Source organism: Desmonostoc vinosum, from assembly GCF_059505385.1.
Window position 1 is genome coordinate 18,589 of sequence record NZ_JCACKM010000073.1, and the last position, 15,974, is coordinate 34,562.

The following is a 15,974-nucleotide window of genomic DNA, read 5'->3' on the forward strand; positions in this document are numbered from 1 at the left end:
GAATTCCTCACTATCAGTCTAATTTGATTAAGAAATGTCAAGATTTTTGGCAAACTAGATGATATGCCTAATAAATTTCCTACTCAAACCCCTAGTTTATTATCTGTCTTTACGGTTGCCCCAGCAAAGGTAATCCGTGGTTCTGGTGTGTTACAAGCAGCCACAGGAGAGATTGCTCGTTTGGGGAGTCGTCCTCTAATTGTGGCAGGTGATCGCACTCTGGCGATCGCCACAGAGAGTTTGCAACCTGCTCTAGAAACGTCACAATTACATACATCTTTAGCTTCCTATGGTGCAGATTGCAGCGAAGCCAGTCTGAAATCTTTAAAGAAGGCAGCTAAAGAACATAAAGCTGATGTGATTATCGGTGTTGGTGGCGGTAAAGCGCTGGATACAGCTAAATTAGTCGCGCATCAGTTGCAGTTACCAGTAGTGACAATTCCTACTTCGGGTGCTACTTGTGCGGCTTGGACTGCCCTGTCAAATGTTTATTCCCAGGCAGGAGCATTTCTTTACGATGTGACGCTATCTCAGTGCCCCAATTTAGTGATACTCGATTATGAGTTAATTCAAACAGCACCACAACATACTTTAATCGCCGGAATTGGGGATGCGATCGCTAAGTGGTATGAAGCCTCAGTTAGCAGCGGACACTTGCAACAAACCCTAACCATTGCCGCAGTGCAACAAGCACGAGTTTTACGGGATATCCTACTGCAAAAATCAGCAGCCGCCTTGAGCGAACCAGGCGGCGAAGTTTGGCAAGAAGTAGTGGATGCTACCGTCCTACTCGCCGGAGTCATCGGGGGACTGGGAGGGGCGCAGTGCCGCACCGTTGCCGCCCACGCCGTACATAATGGTTTAACTCACATTTGCGGACACGGCAGTATCCATGGTGAGAAAGTCGCTTTTGGCATCTTGGTACAACTGCGTTTAGAAGAAATGATCCAAGGCAATCAATTAGCAGCATCGGCACGGCAACAGCTATTAAAGTTCTACGCAGAGATTGGACTGCCACAAAAATTAAGCGATTTAGGGATGGACAACATAACTTTAAGTGAGTTGCAAACAGCCGCCCAAATCGCTTTAGCTCCCAATTCTGATATCCATCGACTACCATTTAGAGTTGCACTAGAGCAATTGATGGCAGCAATGGTTTCTACCACTGCACCAATAGAAAGCCGAGATCCGATCAATCGAGTCTCGAATCAAGTAATTAGTGATGAAATCAAAGAATAAATTGCTTGATGTTTTAAGTAGCATGATTTTGATATATAAGTTAACCGTATCAGGAAAGTAGGGTCTCAATGAGTTTGGATTGGATCGTCCCAGCAGAACGTATACAAAAACTGCCTCCCTATGTGTTTGCTCGTTTAGATGAGTTAAAAGCTAAGGCACGGGATCAAGGGTTGGATTTAATTGATTTGGGCATGGGAAATCCTGATGGTGCGACACCGCAACCAGTGGTAGAGGCGGCAATTGCTGCTTTGCAAAATCCCGCCAATCACGGTTATCCACCCTTTGAAGGTACTGCGAGTTTCCGACGGGCAATCACTAACTGGTATCGTCGCCGTTATGATGTTGTTCTCGATCCCGACAGCGAGGCCTTGCCTCTACTCGGTTCTAAGGAGGGATTGAGCCATCTAGCAATAGCTTATATCAACCCTGGCGATTTAGTTCTGGTTCCTTCTCCCGCCTATCCTGCCCATTTTCGTGGCCCTGTGATTGCAGGCGGCAAAGTCCACAGCTTGATTCTCAAACCAGAAAACGACTGGTTGATTGATTTAGCTGCTATTGCTGATGAAGTGGCCCAACAAGCCAAAATTCTTTATTTTAATTATCCTAGTAATCCCACCGCCGCCACCGCACCCCGCGAATTTTTTGAGGAAATCGTCGCCTTTGCCCGCAAGCATGAAATTCTCTTAGTGCATGATTTATGTTACGCCGAGTTAGCTTTTGATGGTTATCAACCCACTAGCTTGCTAGAAATCCCTGGTGCAAAAGAAATTGGCGTAGAATTTCACACCTTATCTAAAACCTATAATATGGCTGGCTGGCGTGTCGGGTTTGTAGTTGGAAATCGCCATATCATTCAAGGTTTGCGGACGCTAAAAACTAACTTGGATTATGGCATTTTTGCCGCCTTGCAAACAGCAGCCGAAACCGCCTTACAACTACCAGATGTATATTTGCATGAAGTACAGCAACGTTACCGTACCCGCCGCGATTTTTTAATTCAAGGGTTAGCAAAGTTGGGGTGGGATGTTCCCAAAACCAAGGCAACGATGTATCTCTGGGTTAAGTGTCCTGTGGGTATGGGTTCTACAGATTTTGCTCTTAATGTATTGCAACAAACTGGTGTTGTCCTCACCCCTGGTAACGCCTTTGGGGTTGCAGGTGAAGGGTATGTGCGGATAAGTTTAATTGCAGACTGCGATCGCTTGGGTGAAGTTTTACGTCGCTTCAAGCAAGCTGGTATCCGTTATTGCCCTGAAGCTGTAGTGTCTGTATCAGAATAGAGATAGTAAGCTAAAAAACATCTAAATTACATAATCAAATTAAATAAAACTCTTGTGGGGTGGGCATCTTGCCCGCCCTAATTATGCAAGTTATATATGGAACAGCTTACTCCGCATCACAGTACCCTATTCCCTAATTTCATCTAACTTGACGCGCACTGCTTGGATATCTTTCCACATCAACCATTTAGGCCCCCCAACTTCGCGGGAAGGGTTGCGTAACAAGTAGGAAGGGTGGAAAATTGGCATACACAAACGTCCTTCCCACTCCAACCATTGTCCACGGATTTTTGTAATCCCTCGTTTATCGCCAGTTAAACCTTTCAGGGCAGTTGCACCTGTTAATAAAATTATCTTTGGGTCAACTAGGCGAATTTGTTCTAATAAATAAGGTTTGCAAGCTGTCATTTCCTCAGTCGTGGGAACTCGATTCTCCGGTGGGCGGCATTTGTTGATGTTAGCAATATATACATCCTCGTCAGTACTTAGATTCACAGATGCCAGTATTTTCTCTAGCAACTGTCCTGATTTGCCGACAAATGGTAAACCTGTTTCGTCTTCGTTTTGACCTGGCGCTTCTCCCACAACCATAATCGGTGCTTTAAGGTTGCCACGTCCGACAACAGCATGGGTACGAGTGTTTCCCAACACACAGCGATGGCATTGATTGCAATGCTGTGCCAGCTCGGTAATGCTGGAATAAGTTCCGGGAGGGATAGGAATTTTGCCGTCTGTAGGAATCAAATCTTTTTGATTAGAGCTTGAGTCCCCGAAGAGGCTGAGTTGAGTTTCGCTGCTCATGAAAATCAGGATATTGGCGTCAGCACCAGCTGTCTAAATTGATGGAAGTTGAGTATAGCTGTAGTTAAGTATTTTTCAGCAACAAATTTTTACTGAAATACTTAGTATTTTACATAATCTTTATTATATCAGTTAATTTGAGCCAAAATTCAGTCATGATAAAAGCAATGCCGTCTTCAAATGCTGGGGAAAATTGTGTCACATACCCCACTTTTTGCCGATCGCACTCACGCGGGTGAGGAATTGGCGCGAGTTATTCATCATGTTTTGATTCAGCAAGCTATCGATGCAAAAGTCAAGCCTGTACCAATTGTCTACGCCTTGCCCAGAGGAGGTATACCAGTAGCAGTACCGATAGCCCGCCTTTTAGGTTGTCCACTCACAATAGTTGTGGCGAAAAAGATTAGCCATCCAGAAAATCCAGAGTTAGCAATTGGTGCGGTGACTGCTTCAGGAAACGTTCTCTGGACTCAACAAAAGCCAACACGTCCCAAATACAATTCACGCTGGCGAGAAATAGCTTTCAATAAGGCAATCAACAAAGCCAAGTCTCTTGAGGCACAATTACTTCCCACTTGTCCAGAGGTGAATGCTGAAGGTGCTACGCTCATCTTAGTTGATGATGGCATTGCTACAGGAATGACAATAGCAGTAGCAGCAATTGCTCTTAGGGCGCTGTCTCCTGCGGCGATTTGGCTATGCACTCCAGTGGCACCTCAAAGTTTACTACCTTGGTTGCATCAGTGGGGCGATCGCCTGATCATTTTAGAGACACCAGAACCCTTTAGGAGTGTAAGTAATTTTTACACTGAGTTTCCCCAAGTAGACACATTAGAAGCTATTATGTATCTTCAAGAACAGAGGAAAGAAGAAACAGGGAACAGCTCTTATGGGTAGGTTTTTTCGCTTTCGCATTTTGGTTGACGCGGGGAAAGATTTAGAACGAAAAGTCTAGGACTATTCCCTATTCTCTATTCCCTGTTGATATTGTATGGCTTTGGCATAATCGCCCAAGGCGTAGCAAGCGACTCTTAAACTGGCAAGTGTTTGTTCTTCGCTGCGGCGATCTTTCATAGTTCTAGCTAACAACAAACGTTCTTCGTAATATGAAATTGCTTGGGTATAGTCACCCAAAGCTTCACAAGCAACTCCTAAACTACCTAGAGATTGTTCTTCGCTACGCTTGTCTGCAATGACCCTAGCTAATTGCAGACGCTCTTGGTAGTATTCAATAGCTTTAGAATAATTTCCTAGAGCATAGCAAGCATTACCTAAGTTTTTGAGAACTTGAGAAGCACTGCGAACATTGTTTAAAGAACGCGACAATACCACACACTGCTCGTAGTAAGCGATCGCTTTGGGGTAATCATCTAAAGCATACCAAGCATTGCCTAGATTCTTGAGTACTTGTTCCTCGCCCCAATTGTCTTTAAGTTCTCTGACAATTTCTAGGCTTTGCTGCTGATACTCAATTGCTTGTGCAAAGTTGCCTGAAGCTTTATACACCAGTCCTAAATTATTCAGTGCGGCTACTTGACTTCGTTGATCTTGCAGCTGCTGTGTGATTCGCAAACATTTTTCCAAATATTCAATTGCTTCTTTATGAGCATTCAGGTGACGATAAGCATTTCCTAAATGAGAAAGTGCTTGCATCTGCATAACCAAATCTGAGTTAGCCTTACTCAAAGCTAAACATTGCTCAGAGTAGGCAATAGCACCTTTGTAATCTCCTCCGGTGTAAGCAACTAATCCCAACAAAGAAAGCACCTGCGCTTGTTTGGGCAAATCTCCAAGTGTCTGAAATAGCCCTAGAGATTTTTGAAAGTAATTTATCGCTGCTGCATATTCACCAGCCTGCTGCTGTTGAATCCCGTGACGCATTAGCTTGGATGCTTCTGATAATTGGTCATCAGTTTCTTGCAAAAGTGATATTTCTGCCTGTGAACCAGCATCAAATTCATGAGTGATCGTATTGCGCTTTACTGGTTTGAGGTATGCTGTAGGTAACTGCAAGGGAACTGTATTTTTTGAGCTATTGTTCCATCCGCCCTTTGTCATCGACCCCTTCCTGCTAAGTCTGGTAGTAGGTCTAGTATTCCCAAAACCAGAATGCATATTTCATTAGGTCAACTGCTTGCACAAGTCTTTATTCAGGAATATTTATCTATTTATTGGAACTTTTGTATTCCACACTTGTTCAAATTCTGCTTTTGTAATTTCAAATTCTCGGATGTCTTCTTCACCTATTGGTTGATCGCATAACATTCCATAACTATCGGCAAAGTGGTTGCGATCATAAAATAAGACATTCCCGTTTTCGTAAACTTCTATTTGTCTAACTGGATGTGAATTATTACCTATCTCCATAAAATAGGTGCTAGTACCCCAAGTATCAAACTTACCTCCGAGTGATTCATCCCAAAACCACTTACAATATTTCTTGACTTTTGTTGATAGAGACATGATTTTTTCTCCTTTGAGAGATTGCTGCTTTTAAGTTACCATCTGCAAATATAAATGTTGTAGGTTAAGGTAAGGTACTTTGAAAGTTTGAATATACAAAACTATTGTTTTTAGGCAACCTACTACCAAAGGCTAGAGCCTATGAATTTAAGTCTTGTATCGTTTTGAAATTGTCTAGCTCAGAATTCTTATTTTAAGAGTCAGATGATCTCAGCATTAACAGTAACAATATTATTTTACAGCACTATTACTAATCTCTGGGTCTATCTATGGCGCAGTATATCTCGCACCTCCATCAAGATAATTCCTAGCATGTTTTTGCCACTGCCATCAGCTCCACAACCCCAGTAAAAATCGATGGGTGAGTTTTCCACGATTTCTACATTGCCTGTAGAAATTAATATCTCTCTGATATCTGCGTGAGTTTCAAATTTGCGTAATACTGCTTGTCGCATGATGTCGTCTTTGACTTGTTTCCAATCTTGACGTAAGGGACGGGTTCTTTCACGTCCCATTCTCGCTGCTTCTTTAGGTTGTTTGACTAAGCGAATTTGTTCGACATGAGGTGTACCGACGAATTTTTGAGCTTGAAAGTAGTGTTCGCTGGTATACCAATATAAGCCATCCAATTCAAAGCCATGAGGCGAAAAGTTGGAGAAACAGCCGTACTGTTCACGAGTGCTATAAAAATAAATTGTCATCGAATTTTACTTTAGTTTCAAGATTAAGCTCTTTTTTCGCTACTGACTAGTTCTTTAGGCTCATAATGACGGCAACCATTACAAGGGCCATCGGGGTTCACTGCACAGCGAATATAGCCAGATCTAGCATTAAATTTGCAACTAATATCACCAATGAGATAACCTACCCCTTCTAAATAATAGCGATCGCCTTCAACAGATCTAATGCTTTGCCGTACTCGCATTACTGGAAGGTTCATGGTTGCTTGTCTGATTCGTGAACGCGTTCGTAATTGGGTTTTACGGATGATCCACAGGGAAAATAGAGACGGTAAAAAACCAACGGCAATTACCAAAAGTGTCCTTAGCACCTTATTTCACCTCTTTTATGCGCTGATTGAACTTTTCTCGCAATGCATTCCGGTTGTTTAAAAAACTCAGTGCTGTTCACTATTTTGCTGCCAACAGCGGTTGCAAATAGCAATAAAAATGTGGCATCTGGCAGTTCAACAGAAAAAATACCTTCTGCCACTTCAATCAGCATAACTTTTACGACCTAAGGGGTGAACTGTCGTTAAAGGTTCATAATTTAACGTTTTGTGTAGTACTCGACTTTATTCTCATTTTTTCTGTGTTGCTGTGATGCTAACCTTTTTTTGGTTTGCTGACGAAGTTGCTGCGCTAACAGTGCGGCTTCCTTTTCTGCTTGGTACAAATCAACTTTTCGCGTTGTCAACAGCAATGATTTATCTGACTTTTGTCTTATCCAAGGAACGCTAACAGCAAAATTCTGATCAATGCTTTTGGATGGCTTCTGTTTTAGAGGTGGGTTATTTAATGTGCTGGCTATGGCTCTAAACTCTAGTATTGCCAATTCTAACTGCTTTGCTATCTGATTGATGCGTTCGGCTTGCGCTGCTAAACGCTCCCATCCACTGAGAATTTTTTCCTTTTGGGGTTGTAGTGGCACTATACCATTAGCCGTGGGTGTGGGCTGTAACAGAGTAACTTTCAGCGAGATGTGATTTTTGTAACTATCTTGGATTTGTTTCATAGTCCCTCTTGCAAGGCTACCTGACTCGTAGGTCATTTTAGCAGTAAATTAGTATATTTGTACTATAAACTCCCATGTCTCTGGATATAATTAGGGAAAAGAACAGGGGAATTTTAAATCCTCCCCCTGCCTATAAAGGTCAAGTCATAATTAAGAAGATCGCCTAAAATTATGGTCAATCTCTCAGATACCGGAATGGATGCCTCAAAAACTACACATAATCGGGTTCCGCTATTAGAAAGTGGCGATCATTTGACACGCTATGAATTTGAGCAACGTTATAAAGCAGCTACTCATATTAAAAAAGCAGAACTGATCGAGGGAATCGTTTACGTGGCATCTCCATTACGTTTTGTCAGTCATGCTCAACCACATGGTCATTTAATCACCTGGTTAGGAGTTTATGAAGCATCAACACCTGGTATCAAGTTGGGTATTGAGCCAACTGTGCGCTTAGATCAGGATAATGAACCGCAACCAGACGCAGTATTGCTGATTCCTCAAAATGCTGGGGGACAATCTCGCCTTTCTGAAGATGATTATATTGAGGGTGCGCCTGAACTTGTAGCGGAGATAGCAGCCTCTAGCGTTGCCATTGATTTGAACGATAAAAAGAAAGCCTATCGTCGTAATGGTGTGCAAGAGTATATTGTTTGGCAAACCTTCGAGAATAAATTGGATTGGTTCTGTCTACAACAAGGCGACTATATATCATTAGCAGCAGACGCAAATGGTATTATCCAAAGTCAAGTATTTCCTGGGTTGTGGCTATCGGTTGCAGATTTACTCACAGGTGACATGACACGAGTGCTTTCGGTGTTGCAAGAGGGGTTGAAGTCGCTAGCACATAAAGCTTTCGTACAAAAGTTAGCGTAGGGGCAAAACACTAGACGTGGAGAGTTGTGAATACTAAGATATTCTGCGCTTAGGGCATATTTTCAAACTAGACAATAGACTTCTTGCAAAAATACTTGAACCGTCAGAGACTCAAGTCTCTGCCTAATAGCAAAAGTCCGTTGAAACGGACTAAAAATACTGTTATTAGTCGGTTTCAACCGACTTAAGTTATCAGCCAGAAAATTTATTTTCTGGCGAGTATCCGACTTTTGCAAGAGGTCTAATGAAACAATGGATACATAAAAATTCCTTCTTCCCCACTCCCCACTCCCCACTCTTTCAAGGGTAGGTTTTTCATATTCAGTCTGAAAAAACCTATTTTTTCGTTCCGAAATCTTTCTCCGCGTCCCCCTGTCCCCGCGTAAGCGCGTCAACCAAAACGCGAAATCTAAAAAACCTACCCATAAGAGCCACTCCCCACTCCCCACTTAACAATTGCTGGGATTAATTTGTTTGCTGACACTGTAACTTTTATCAAGACTGTAATAGTTTTTGCGCCATTGTTCAAGATAATTTATAGATATTGATTTAGCTATAACATTTACATCATTACCTCGCCAAGCAACTTCCGGATCTGTTGTGAAAACTCCACACTCTAGTTGCTCAATTTTAATATTCCAATATTCACCAAATCGGCTTTTTAATGTAGTAACTTGTTCAAATACTTTATTTCTGTGTTTATTTCGTCTTTTTCTTTCTGTGGCTCCTGTGGCTTCTGTATCAATAAATTTAGTTTCTATTAAGAATAAATTTCCTTTAAATGTGAGGTAAACAAAGTCGCATTTACCCAAATCTGTGTAATCTGCGATCGGGGATTTTTCAAATAATAATAATTCAGCGCATGTGGGAAATAAATCTTGAATATTCAAAAACAAATAAGCCTGCAACAGGAGTTCCTTATCATAAGGAAAAAGAATAACACCCTCAAAAAATTTTTTAATATCCTCCTGAGTCTGGGGTTGAATTCTTCTACAATATGAAACAAATTTACTTAATTCATTCGTGATCATCAAATCCTAGCTCCTTCCCCCGGTTGCAGCCTCATGGGCATAGCATAAAAAGATACTACGTCCTCAAGGAAAGTATCATCCGCATAAGTGACTAAAAAAACGATACAATTCCTTAATAATTACGATAATTCACTGTTGACACTGAAGTTAACTGATAATTTAATACATCATACTACTGATAAATTTTCATCTCTCAGTATCAGTTACCAATTAATGGTTTTATGTGTGCAGGAAATCTAGCGTTTTGCAAAGCTTGTACAGCAATTCTGGTATCTTGTACGCAAAATTGCCAACCTAAACGCACAAGTTTACGGGAATTTTCTGTTTGTATAATACCAATCACTGGCATTTTGGCTTTTTCTTTATCTCCTGAGTGATCTTGCAAAACTGTTTTCAAACGATGCAATTCTTCGATGTTGGCTGCTTGTTGAGGATTTAACTCTACCATCACCATTTGTACTGTTTCTACAGGTTCTGCATCTTCAATAATAAATTGAGTTTGCTCATCGCGTCGGTCTACTTTACCCCAAATAATCAATCTAGTATCTACTTGCAGTAAAGAACTAATCCGTTCATAGATTTTGGGAAAAACTACAGCTTCTGTTTGTGTAGTTAAGTCTTCTATTTGCAAAATTGCCATCGGGTCGCCTTTTTTAGTCACCACTTTTTTGACTCCATTTAACATGACAACTGCACAGAGTTTTGTTTCTTCTCTTTGTTCACCAAGTTGTGACAGGTTAATAGGAGTTAAGAGTGGTACTATTTGCCCCAAAGATTTGAGCGGGTGATCTGATACATAAAAGCCCAATAATTCTTTTTCCATCCGCAACTTTTCTTGGGGGGGAAAATCGATCACAGGTTTAGCTTTAGGGGCAGTTTCAAAGGCATTATTGGCTGTTTTATTTGTAGTTGTAGAAAACCCACCTAATAAATCAAAGAGATTTCCTTGCCCAGTGGCTCTATCTTTAGCGCGTGATTGTGCCCAGTCATATACTAGCTCCAAGTCGTGGATTAATTGCTGGCGATTGGGTTCTATACTGTCAAAGGCTCCGCATTTAATTAACGATTCTAGGGTACGACGGTTAACAGCACGTAAATCTATGCGATCGCAAAAATTAGCCAGAGATTTAAACTCCTCTGCCTCGTTTCTAGCTTCTAAAATGCAGGCGATCGCATTTTGCCCCACATTCCGCACCGCCGAAAATCCAAATAATATCTTGCCTGCCGTTGGCGTAAAATCCACACCAGAACGATTAATATCTGGTGGATCTATCTGAATACCCATATTGGTACAGTTAGTAATATATTTCTGTACCTTGTCTGTGTCGCCACTGTTAGCTGTTAACAGTGCCGCCATGTATTCTAATGGGTAATTAGCTTTTAAATATGCTGTTTGATAAGTTACATATCCATAGGCTGTAGAATGGGATTTATTAAAACAATTGGCAGCTATTAACCCATTTTTGATGGCAAAATTATGGTCGCGCTCAACCCCAATATCATAGACATTTTGCTTGCCTATATATTTACGTGTGATTATCTTGACCATCTTCACCCTACCTCCGAAACCAACTCTGTTGAATTAAGTAATTGATCAGATTGTTGAGAATTTATAGATTGGCTAATGACCATAATCCAGAGGTTTAATGAGAGTAAACACTGTTATACTCTCACACAACAATAGTCAAGCTTTGCAAATTTTGGTAAATTAATACAAGTCCAGTTGATAAACAGCTATTTGCTGCTAAACAAAGGTTAAAGATATAAAAGATCAAAACAAAGCTCCAAAGAATAAATTCGCTTTGTGATTTAACGGAGGACTTTCCTTGGCTATTGTGTATAAATCAATTTACCATTGTTGCACCAGTTAGGAAGCATCAAGTATACTTCATAGTTTTTTCGGTTATGAAAGTTTATTAAATTAGTTTTTAGGAATCTAGCTTAATTCTGAAATAGGGAACGCTTAACGGGCAACGGAGTATTTAAGGAGTTATCTATACTTTAATTTTAAAAGGCTACTTATAGAAGTAGGAGTCTCTAACTCCCTTTTTTATAAAATTATTTGCGTAAGCAGGGAGTAGGGAATCAGCCTTCTCGATATGTATACTAATCAAATCCCTTACACCATGGGTAATGCAACAAAGCAGACTACAGGTGTGGTTAGAGACAACCTGCACAGAAATTGGCAATATGTACTAAAATCAAGGACTTGAGTCAAAAAGGGAGCAATCATGGCATCCATCCGCGAGTTGCATGAACAGTTAGTCAAAAAAGAACGTTCTGCCGTTGAAATTACTCAAGAGGCTTTAGACCGCATTCAAGCGTTAGAGCCGAAGTTACACAGTTTCTTACATGTGACGGCACAACAAGCATTAGAGCAGGCGCGTGCTGTGGATGCCAAAATCGCTGCGGGAGAAGAAATTGGTATCCTGGCGGGGATTCCTGTTGGCATTAAGGATAATCTCTGCACAAAAGGTATTCTCACAACCTGTGCTTCTCGGATCTTAGAAAATTTCGTGCCACCTTATGAATCAACAGTTACGCAAAAGCTGGCAGATGCTGGGGCTGTAATGGTAGGCAAGGCAAATTTAGATGAGTTTGCTATGGGTAGTTCTACAGAAAACTCTGCTTTCCAAGTTACAGCCAATCCTTGGGATTTATCGCGGGTTCCTGGTGGTTCTTCTGGGGGTTCGGCTGCGGCTGTAGCAGCAGATGAATGTGTTGTAGCACTTGGTTCTGATACTGGCGGTTCAATTCGTCAACCGGCATCTTTTTGTGGCGTGGTAGGAATGAAACCCACCTATGGGTTGGTTTCCCGCTATGGTTTGGTGGCTTTCGCTTCGTCTTTGGATCAAATTGGCCCATTTGGGCGTTCAGTAGAGGATGCGGCAATATTATTAAATGCGATCGCAGGTTACGATCCCAAAGATTCCACCAGTCTTAAAGTGCAAATTCCTGACTATGCCAGTGGCTTCAAACCAGACCTTAAAGCCAGAGGCAAGCTGCGAATTGGTGTGATTAAAGAAACTTTTGGTGAAGGCTTAGACTCTGCTGTAGAAAAAGCTGTGACCAAAGCAATCGATCGCTTACAAAATTTGGGAGCTGAAATTCATATAGTTTCCTGTCCTAACTTCCGCTATGGCGTGCCCAGCTACTACATTATCGCTCCATCTGAAGCATCAGCTAACTTAGCTCGTTATGATGGCGTTAAGTATGGTTATCGCGCTCCTGGTGCCGATAATCTACTATCAATGTACACTCGCACCCGTTCCAGTGGTTTTGGTGCAGAAGTCAAGCGCCGGATTATGATTGGAACTTATGCCCTTTCTGCTGGCTATTATGATGCCTATTACCTAAAAGCGCAAAAAGTCCGCACCTTGATTAAGCAAGATTTTGAAAAAGCTTTTGATCAAGTTGATGTGTTAGCCTGTCCTACTGTTCCTACGACAGCTTTTAAAGCAGGGGAAAAAAATAGTGACCCCTTAAGTATGTATTTACTCGACTTGATGACAATTCCTGCCAATCTTGCTGGTTTACCAGGCTTAAGCGTGCCATGTGGTTTTGATGATAAGGGATTACCAATTGGATTACAGCTAATTGGTAAAGTACTGCGAGAAGACCAGCTTTTTCAAGTAGCTTATGCTTATGAGCAATCTACTACTTGGCATTTGCAAACACCACAAATATCGTAAAAGGGACTGGGGACTGGGGAATAATTTTGTTGATTGTCAGTACCCAATCCTCAATACCCAATCTAGGCAATACTAAAATTAACTCGCACAATTACATCATTAAAATCTTTGTCACCACCTTTTTAGGTGTTTACAATCACAATGACTCAGCGTTGAACTCTTGAGTTCAAGATGGTTTAGATCAATTCTCTAGAATAGACCTCTTGCATAAATATTTTTTTGTTGGGCTACGCCCCGCTTCTCTACGAGACGCTTCGCGAACGCTAACACGCAGAGGCACCCCAGACGCAGAGAAGAGAACGCAAAGAAGGACTTTTGCAAGAGGTCTAATGAGGCGACGATCTAATTAACCAAAATTGACTACTGACTATTAATTGTTAACTTTTCTCCTTCAGCTATAGATTCAGATGTAGGCTGAGAATTAAGTATATAAAATAGTCCAAAAGAGGCAGATGCTAGTAATAGCATATAGATAATAAAAATAGGTGTGAAAATATTTGTTCTTTTACCTAAATTTTTATCATTGTGACTTGAGCTTTGATGAAAAGTATTGGTAACAAATGTGTTTGCTAAAGTGTTACCATCGAGTCCGAGAGCATCTGCATAGCGGCGGATAAATCCTTGAATAAAAATAGGTTCGGGTAATTCTTCTAACTGTGCCTCTTCTAAAGCTTGCAATAATGTTGATCTAATAAGTATTTGAGCGGCTATTTTTTCTATAAGAATTGATTTTTCTTGTCTTGCTTGTCGTAAATATGTACCTATTTGCTTTAGCTGCTCTAGTTGAACCTCACTTAAAAGTGTCACCGTTTTCTCCTAATTATCCACTTTTACTATTCATATAGTGAAGTTATGCAAAAGTGCATACGTAAATTTACTAAAAAATTATAATAACTTAATTTTAGAGTTATAGCTCGGTTATTGCATCAAAATCTGACGGACTAAAATACTCATCACCTCGTCTGGGATAAGCTCAAACACATTTAGTTTACATGGCTAAATTTGATTAAACTCTTGTAGGGTGGGCCGGAAAGCCCACCCAGTATATGCAAGTTAAATGTGGAACAGCTCAGAGAACTCCATTCGCTCACCTGTAATACCGTTTCACTTTAAAATTGATACGAATAGAAAGCAGGCAGCAGGGGGAAAGAATTACAGACAAACCATTTGTATCAGATATTTTGTGAAATTATATAAGTAGTAATAAGTAGTATCTTTGTTATGATGGATACTCTTAAACGCAAAAAATCAAATATATGGGTAATAATAAGCTGCAACTTCCAATACAGGTATTGTTTAGATTGTTACTTCCGGTAGGAATAGTTACAGCGATCGCTTACTGTACCATTTGTCTGTTTCTCTTTGTTCAACAACCACGATTTATTTTTTTTCCCTCTGCTGTCATTGAAAAGACACCAGAGTTTTTTAATCTTCCTTACAAAGAGGTCTGGCTACCCGTACACAATAAAACTGGCAAAGTAGAACGCATCCATGGTTGGTGGATTCAGGCTAAACAACCTGATGCTAAAGCTTTGTTGTATTTGCATGGTAACGGCATCAATATTGGCGCAAACATAGCCCATGCTAATCGGTTTTATCAACTAGGATTTTCGGTGTTGTTGATTGATTATCGGGGTTATGGTCGCAGTGAAGGTATGTTTCCTAACGAAATGCAGGTTTATGAAGATGCAACTATAGCGTGGAATTATTTAGTACAACAGCAAAAAATTTTACCTAAACAAATTTATATTTATGGACATTCTCTAGGAGGCGCAATAGCTATCGATTTAGCGCTGAAGCATTCGGATGCTGCTGGGTTGATTGTTGAAAGTTCTTTTACCTCCGTCCGAGAAATGCTAGCTTACCGTAATATGTTTTGGATGTTTCCTGTTAATTTACTGCTGACGCAACGCTTTGAATCAATCAAAAAAATACCACATTTAAAAATGCCAGTTTTATTCATTCATGGCACTGCTGATACAACTGTACCTGCTTTCATGAGCCAAAAACTCTATGCTGCTGCACCTGAACCGAAAAAATTGTTTCTGGTTCCAGATGCAAATCATAATGATGCAGCAGTGGTTGCTCAACAGAAATATTTGCAAGTTGTAGAGTCGTTTGTTGAGTCCCACGTTCCGCAGGTGAATGAAAAGTTATGAGTGCCGATTGCTACTAGCATTGTTTGAGTGATGCGATCGCTTCTTCAAGTTACTCGCTAATATACAAGTAACAATTGGGGATTGGGGATTGGGGACTGGGGATTGGGGATTGGGGACTGGGGATTGGGGACTGGGGATTGGGGATTGGGGACTGGGTAAAATCTCTCATAAAATTGAAGGACTTTAGATTCAAGTCGTATGAGAGATAGAGGTTTTGAGTTTTTGGACTTCTATCAAGATAGCCTCAAGCTCGTAAAAGCGGCTTATCGATTGGCAAATAGTTTGCCAGATTGTGAGCGTTACAACTTAAGCGATCAATTACGCAGATCTGCTTGCAGCGTGTTGCTAAATATAGCTGAAGGCTATGGACGCTATCACTACCTGGATAGATTGCGTTTCATGTACATTGCTCGTGGCTCCTTAGCTGAAACCAAAAGCGCCTTCATTATTGCTGAAAGCTTAGGATACTGCAATACAGAACAATTAAACTGGGTCAGTCAGCTAAAAGATGGTATTGAAAAAGGTCTTAACGGTTACTGTCGTTTCATTCGTTCTCAGCAACAAGGCAAAGAAGAATACGGCACTCGATTAAGTGATTGGGGATCAGGAATTGGTGATCAGTGATTGAGTACTTAAAAAACTCTTCCCCAGTCCCCAGTCCCCAATCCCCAGTCCCCAATCCCCAGTCCCCAGTCCCCA

Annotated in this window: 18 protein-coding genes; 7 read left to right on the forward strand and 11 right to left on the reverse strand. The window is 41.0% G+C overall.

What is annotated here, in order from left to right; translation table 11 throughout:
- The first annotated feature begins 63 nt into the window (after positions 1-63).
- Entirely contained in the window at positions 64-1,239 is a 1,176-nt protein-coding gene (locus tag AC5JMF_RS12895; protein ID WP_495796118.1) for an iron-containing alcohol dehydrogenase family protein, read from the forward strand.
- A gap of 68 nt (positions 1,240-1,307) precedes the next feature.
- On the forward strand, positions 1,308-2,519 hold the full coding sequence (locus AC5JMF_RS12900; protein ID WP_495796119.1) for an aspartate aminotransferase: 1,212 nt from the start codon (positions 1,308-1,310) through the stop codon (positions 2,517-2,519).
- Positions 2,520-2,645: 126 nt separating this feature from the next.
- Here the strand turns inward: AC5JMF_RS12900 and AC5JMF_RS12905 are convergent, their stop codons facing one another.
- Positions 2,646-3,320 (reverse strand): uracil-DNA glycosylase, encoded by a 675-nt coding sequence (locus tag AC5JMF_RS12905; RefSeq protein ID WP_495796120.1) that lies wholly within the window; start codon positions 3,318-3,320, stop codon positions 2,646-2,648.
- Positions 3,321-3,515: 195 nt separating this feature from the next.
- On the opposite strand from AC5JMF_RS12905, the gene AC5JMF_RS12910 reads away from it, so the two are divergent.
- Positions 3,516-4,217, forward strand: coding sequence for a phosphoribosyltransferase (locus tag AC5JMF_RS12910; protein WP_495796121.1), 702 nt, complete (start codon positions 3,516-3,518; stop codon positions 4,215-4,217).
- 60 nt (positions 4,218-4,277) lie between these two features.
- Here AC5JMF_RS12910 and AC5JMF_RS12915 read toward each other — a convergent pair whose 3' ends face one another.
- The 6 genes from AC5JMF_RS12915 to AC5JMF_RS12940 all read right to left on the reverse strand — a co-directional run bounded on the left by AC5JMF_RS12915 (position 4,278) and on the right by AC5JMF_RS12940 (position 7,517).
- The gene (locus AC5JMF_RS12915) at positions 4,278-5,378 is read right to left on the reverse strand and encodes a tetratricopeptide repeat protein (RefSeq protein WP_495796122.1); all 1,101 of its coding nucleotides are present in this window, start codon (positions 5,376-5,378) and stop codon (positions 4,278-4,280) included.
- Positions 5,379-5,480: 102 nt separating this feature from the next.
- Complete coding sequence (locus AC5JMF_RS12920) at positions 5,481-5,783, reverse strand: hypothetical protein (RefSeq protein ID WP_495796123.1); 303 nt, start codon at positions 5,781-5,783, stop codon at positions 5,481-5,483.
- 263 nt (positions 5,784-6,046) lie between these two features.
- Positions 6,047-6,484 (reverse strand): riboflavin biosynthesis intermediates N-glycosidase, encoded by a 438-nt coding sequence (ybiA, locus tag AC5JMF_RS12925; RefSeq protein WP_495796124.1) that lies wholly within the window; start codon positions 6,482-6,484, stop codon positions 6,047-6,049.
- Between the two features lie 23 nt (positions 6,485-6,507).
- Positions 6,508-6,834, reverse strand: coding sequence for a DUF6464 family protein (locus tag AC5JMF_RS12930; protein ID WP_495796125.1), 327 nt, complete (start codon positions 6,832-6,834; stop codon positions 6,508-6,510).
- Positions 6,828-7,007, reverse strand: coding sequence for a hypothetical protein (locus tag AC5JMF_RS12935; protein ID WP_495796126.1), 180 nt, complete (start codon positions 7,005-7,007; stop codon positions 6,828-6,830). The genes AC5JMF_RS12930 and AC5JMF_RS12935 overlap by 7 nt, the downstream gene beginning before the upstream one ends.
- A gap of 45 nt (positions 7,008-7,052) precedes the next feature.
- Entirely contained in the window at positions 7,053-7,517 is a 465-nt protein-coding gene (locus tag AC5JMF_RS12940) for a hypothetical protein (RefSeq protein WP_495796127.1), read from the reverse strand.
- 171 nt (positions 7,518-7,688) lie between these two features.
- On the opposite strand from AC5JMF_RS12940, the gene AC5JMF_RS12945 reads away from it, so the two are divergent.
- Entirely contained in the window at positions 7,689-8,393 is a 705-nt protein-coding gene (locus tag AC5JMF_RS12945; RefSeq protein ID WP_495796128.1) for a Uma2 family endonuclease, read from the forward strand.
- Between the two features lie 62 nt (positions 8,394-8,455).
- On the opposite strand, the gene AC5JMF_RS12950 is transcribed toward AC5JMF_RS12945, so the two are convergent.
- The 3 genes from AC5JMF_RS12950 to AC5JMF_RS12960 form a co-directional block, all read right to left on the reverse strand.
- Positions 8,456-8,629, reverse strand: coding sequence for a hypothetical protein (locus AC5JMF_RS12950; RefSeq protein WP_495796129.1), 174 nt, complete (start codon positions 8,627-8,629; stop codon positions 8,456-8,458).
- A 213-nt stretch (positions 8,630-8,842) separates the two neighbouring features.
- Positions 8,843-9,424 carry a hypothetical protein gene (locus AC5JMF_RS12955; RefSeq protein ID WP_495796130.1) on the reverse strand — a complete coding sequence of 194 codons (582 nt, stop codon included), beginning with the start codon at positions 9,422-9,424 and terminating at the stop codon, positions 8,843-8,845.
- A 199-nt stretch (positions 9,425-9,623) separates the two neighbouring features.
- Complete coding sequence (locus AC5JMF_RS12960) at positions 9,624-10,973, reverse strand: helix-hairpin-helix domain-containing protein (protein ID WP_495796131.1); 1,350 nt, start codon at positions 10,971-10,973, stop codon at positions 9,624-9,626.
- Positions 10,974-11,655: 682 nt separating this feature from the next.
- Between AC5JMF_RS12960 and gatA the strand changes: the two genes are divergently transcribed.
- Positions 11,656-13,116 carry an Asp-tRNA(Asn)/Glu-tRNA(Gln) amidotransferase subunit GatA gene (gene gatA, locus AC5JMF_RS12965; RefSeq protein WP_495796132.1) on the forward strand — a complete coding sequence of 487 codons (1,461 nt, stop codon included), beginning with the start codon at positions 11,656-11,658 and terminating at the stop codon, positions 13,114-13,116.
- 360 nt (positions 13,117-13,476) lie between these two features.
- On the opposite strand, the gene AC5JMF_RS12970 is transcribed toward gatA, so the two are convergent.
- The gene (locus tag AC5JMF_RS12970; RefSeq protein WP_495796133.1) at positions 13,477-13,923 is read right to left on the reverse strand and encodes a helix-turn-helix domain-containing protein; all 447 of its coding nucleotides are present in this window, start codon (positions 13,921-13,923) and stop codon (positions 13,477-13,479) included.
- Positions 13,924-14,372: 449 nt separating this feature from the next.
- On the opposite strand from AC5JMF_RS12970, the gene AC5JMF_RS12975 reads away from it, so the two are divergent.
- Together AC5JMF_RS12975 and AC5JMF_RS12980 are read left to right on the forward strand one after the other, a co-directional pair.
- Positions 14,373-15,275 (forward strand): alpha/beta hydrolase, encoded by a 903-nt coding sequence (locus tag AC5JMF_RS12975; protein ID WP_495796134.1) that lies wholly within the window; start codon positions 14,373-14,375, stop codon positions 15,273-15,275.
- A 198-nt stretch (positions 15,276-15,473) separates the two neighbouring features.
- Positions 15,474-15,899 (forward strand): four helix bundle protein, encoded by a 426-nt coding sequence (locus AC5JMF_RS12980; protein ID WP_495796135.1) that lies wholly within the window; start codon positions 15,474-15,476, stop codon positions 15,897-15,899.
- Positions 15,900-15,974: the final 75 nt, after the last annotated feature.

Excerpts from the sequence above, each read along its gene's own strand:
- AC5JMF_RS12895 (WP_495796118.1), top strand. The coding sequence starts at position 64 with ATGCCTAATAAATTTCCTACTCAAACCCCTAGTTTATTATCTGTCTTT.
- AC5JMF_RS12900 (WP_495796119.1), top strand. The coding sequence starts at position 1,308 with ATGAGTTTGGATTGGATCGTCCCAGCAGAACGTATACAAAAACTGCCT.
- AC5JMF_RS12905 (WP_495796120.1), bottom strand. The coding sequence starts at position 3,320 with ATGAGCAGCGAAACTCAACTCAGCCTCTTCGGGGACTCAAGCTCTAAT.
- AC5JMF_RS12915 (WP_495796122.1), bottom strand. The coding sequence starts at position 5,378 with ATGACAAAGGGCGGATGGAACAATAGCTCAAAAAATACAGTTCCCTTG.
- AC5JMF_RS12920 (WP_495796123.1), bottom strand. The coding sequence starts at position 5,783 with ATGTCTCTATCAACAAAAGTCAAGAAATATTGTAAGTGGTTTTGGGAT.
- ybiA (WP_495796124.1), bottom strand. The coding sequence starts at position 6,484 with ATGACAATTTATTTTTATAGCACTCGTGAACAGTACGGCTGTTTCTCC.
- AC5JMF_RS12935 (WP_495796126.1), bottom strand. The coding sequence starts at position 7,007 with ATGCTGATTGAAGTGGCAGAAGGTATTTTTTCTGTTGAACTGCCAGAT.
- AC5JMF_RS12940 (WP_495796127.1), bottom strand. The coding sequence starts at position 7,517 with ATGAAACAAATCCAAGATAGTTACAAAAATCACATCTCGCTGAAAGTT.
- AC5JMF_RS12945 (WP_495796128.1), top strand. The coding sequence starts at position 7,689 with ATGGTCAATCTCTCAGATACCGGAATGGATGCCTCAAAAACTACACAT.
- AC5JMF_RS12955 (WP_495796130.1), bottom strand. The coding sequence starts at position 9,424 with ATGATCACGAATGAATTAAGTAAATTTGTTTCATATTGTAGAAGAATT.
- AC5JMF_RS12960 (WP_495796131.1), bottom strand. The coding sequence starts at position 10,973 with ATGGTCAAGATAATCACACGTAAATATATAGGCAAGCAAAATGTCTAT.
- gatA (WP_495796132.1), top strand. The coding sequence starts at position 11,656 with ATGGCATCCATCCGCGAGTTGCATGAACAGTTAGTCAAAAAAGAACGT.
- AC5JMF_RS12975 (WP_495796134.1), top strand. The coding sequence starts at position 14,373 with ATGGGTAATAATAAGCTGCAACTTCCAATACAGGTATTGTTTAGATTG.
- AC5JMF_RS12980 (WP_495796135.1), top strand. The coding sequence starts at position 15,474 with ATGAGAGATAGAGGTTTTGAGTTTTTGGACTTCTATCAAGATAGCCTC.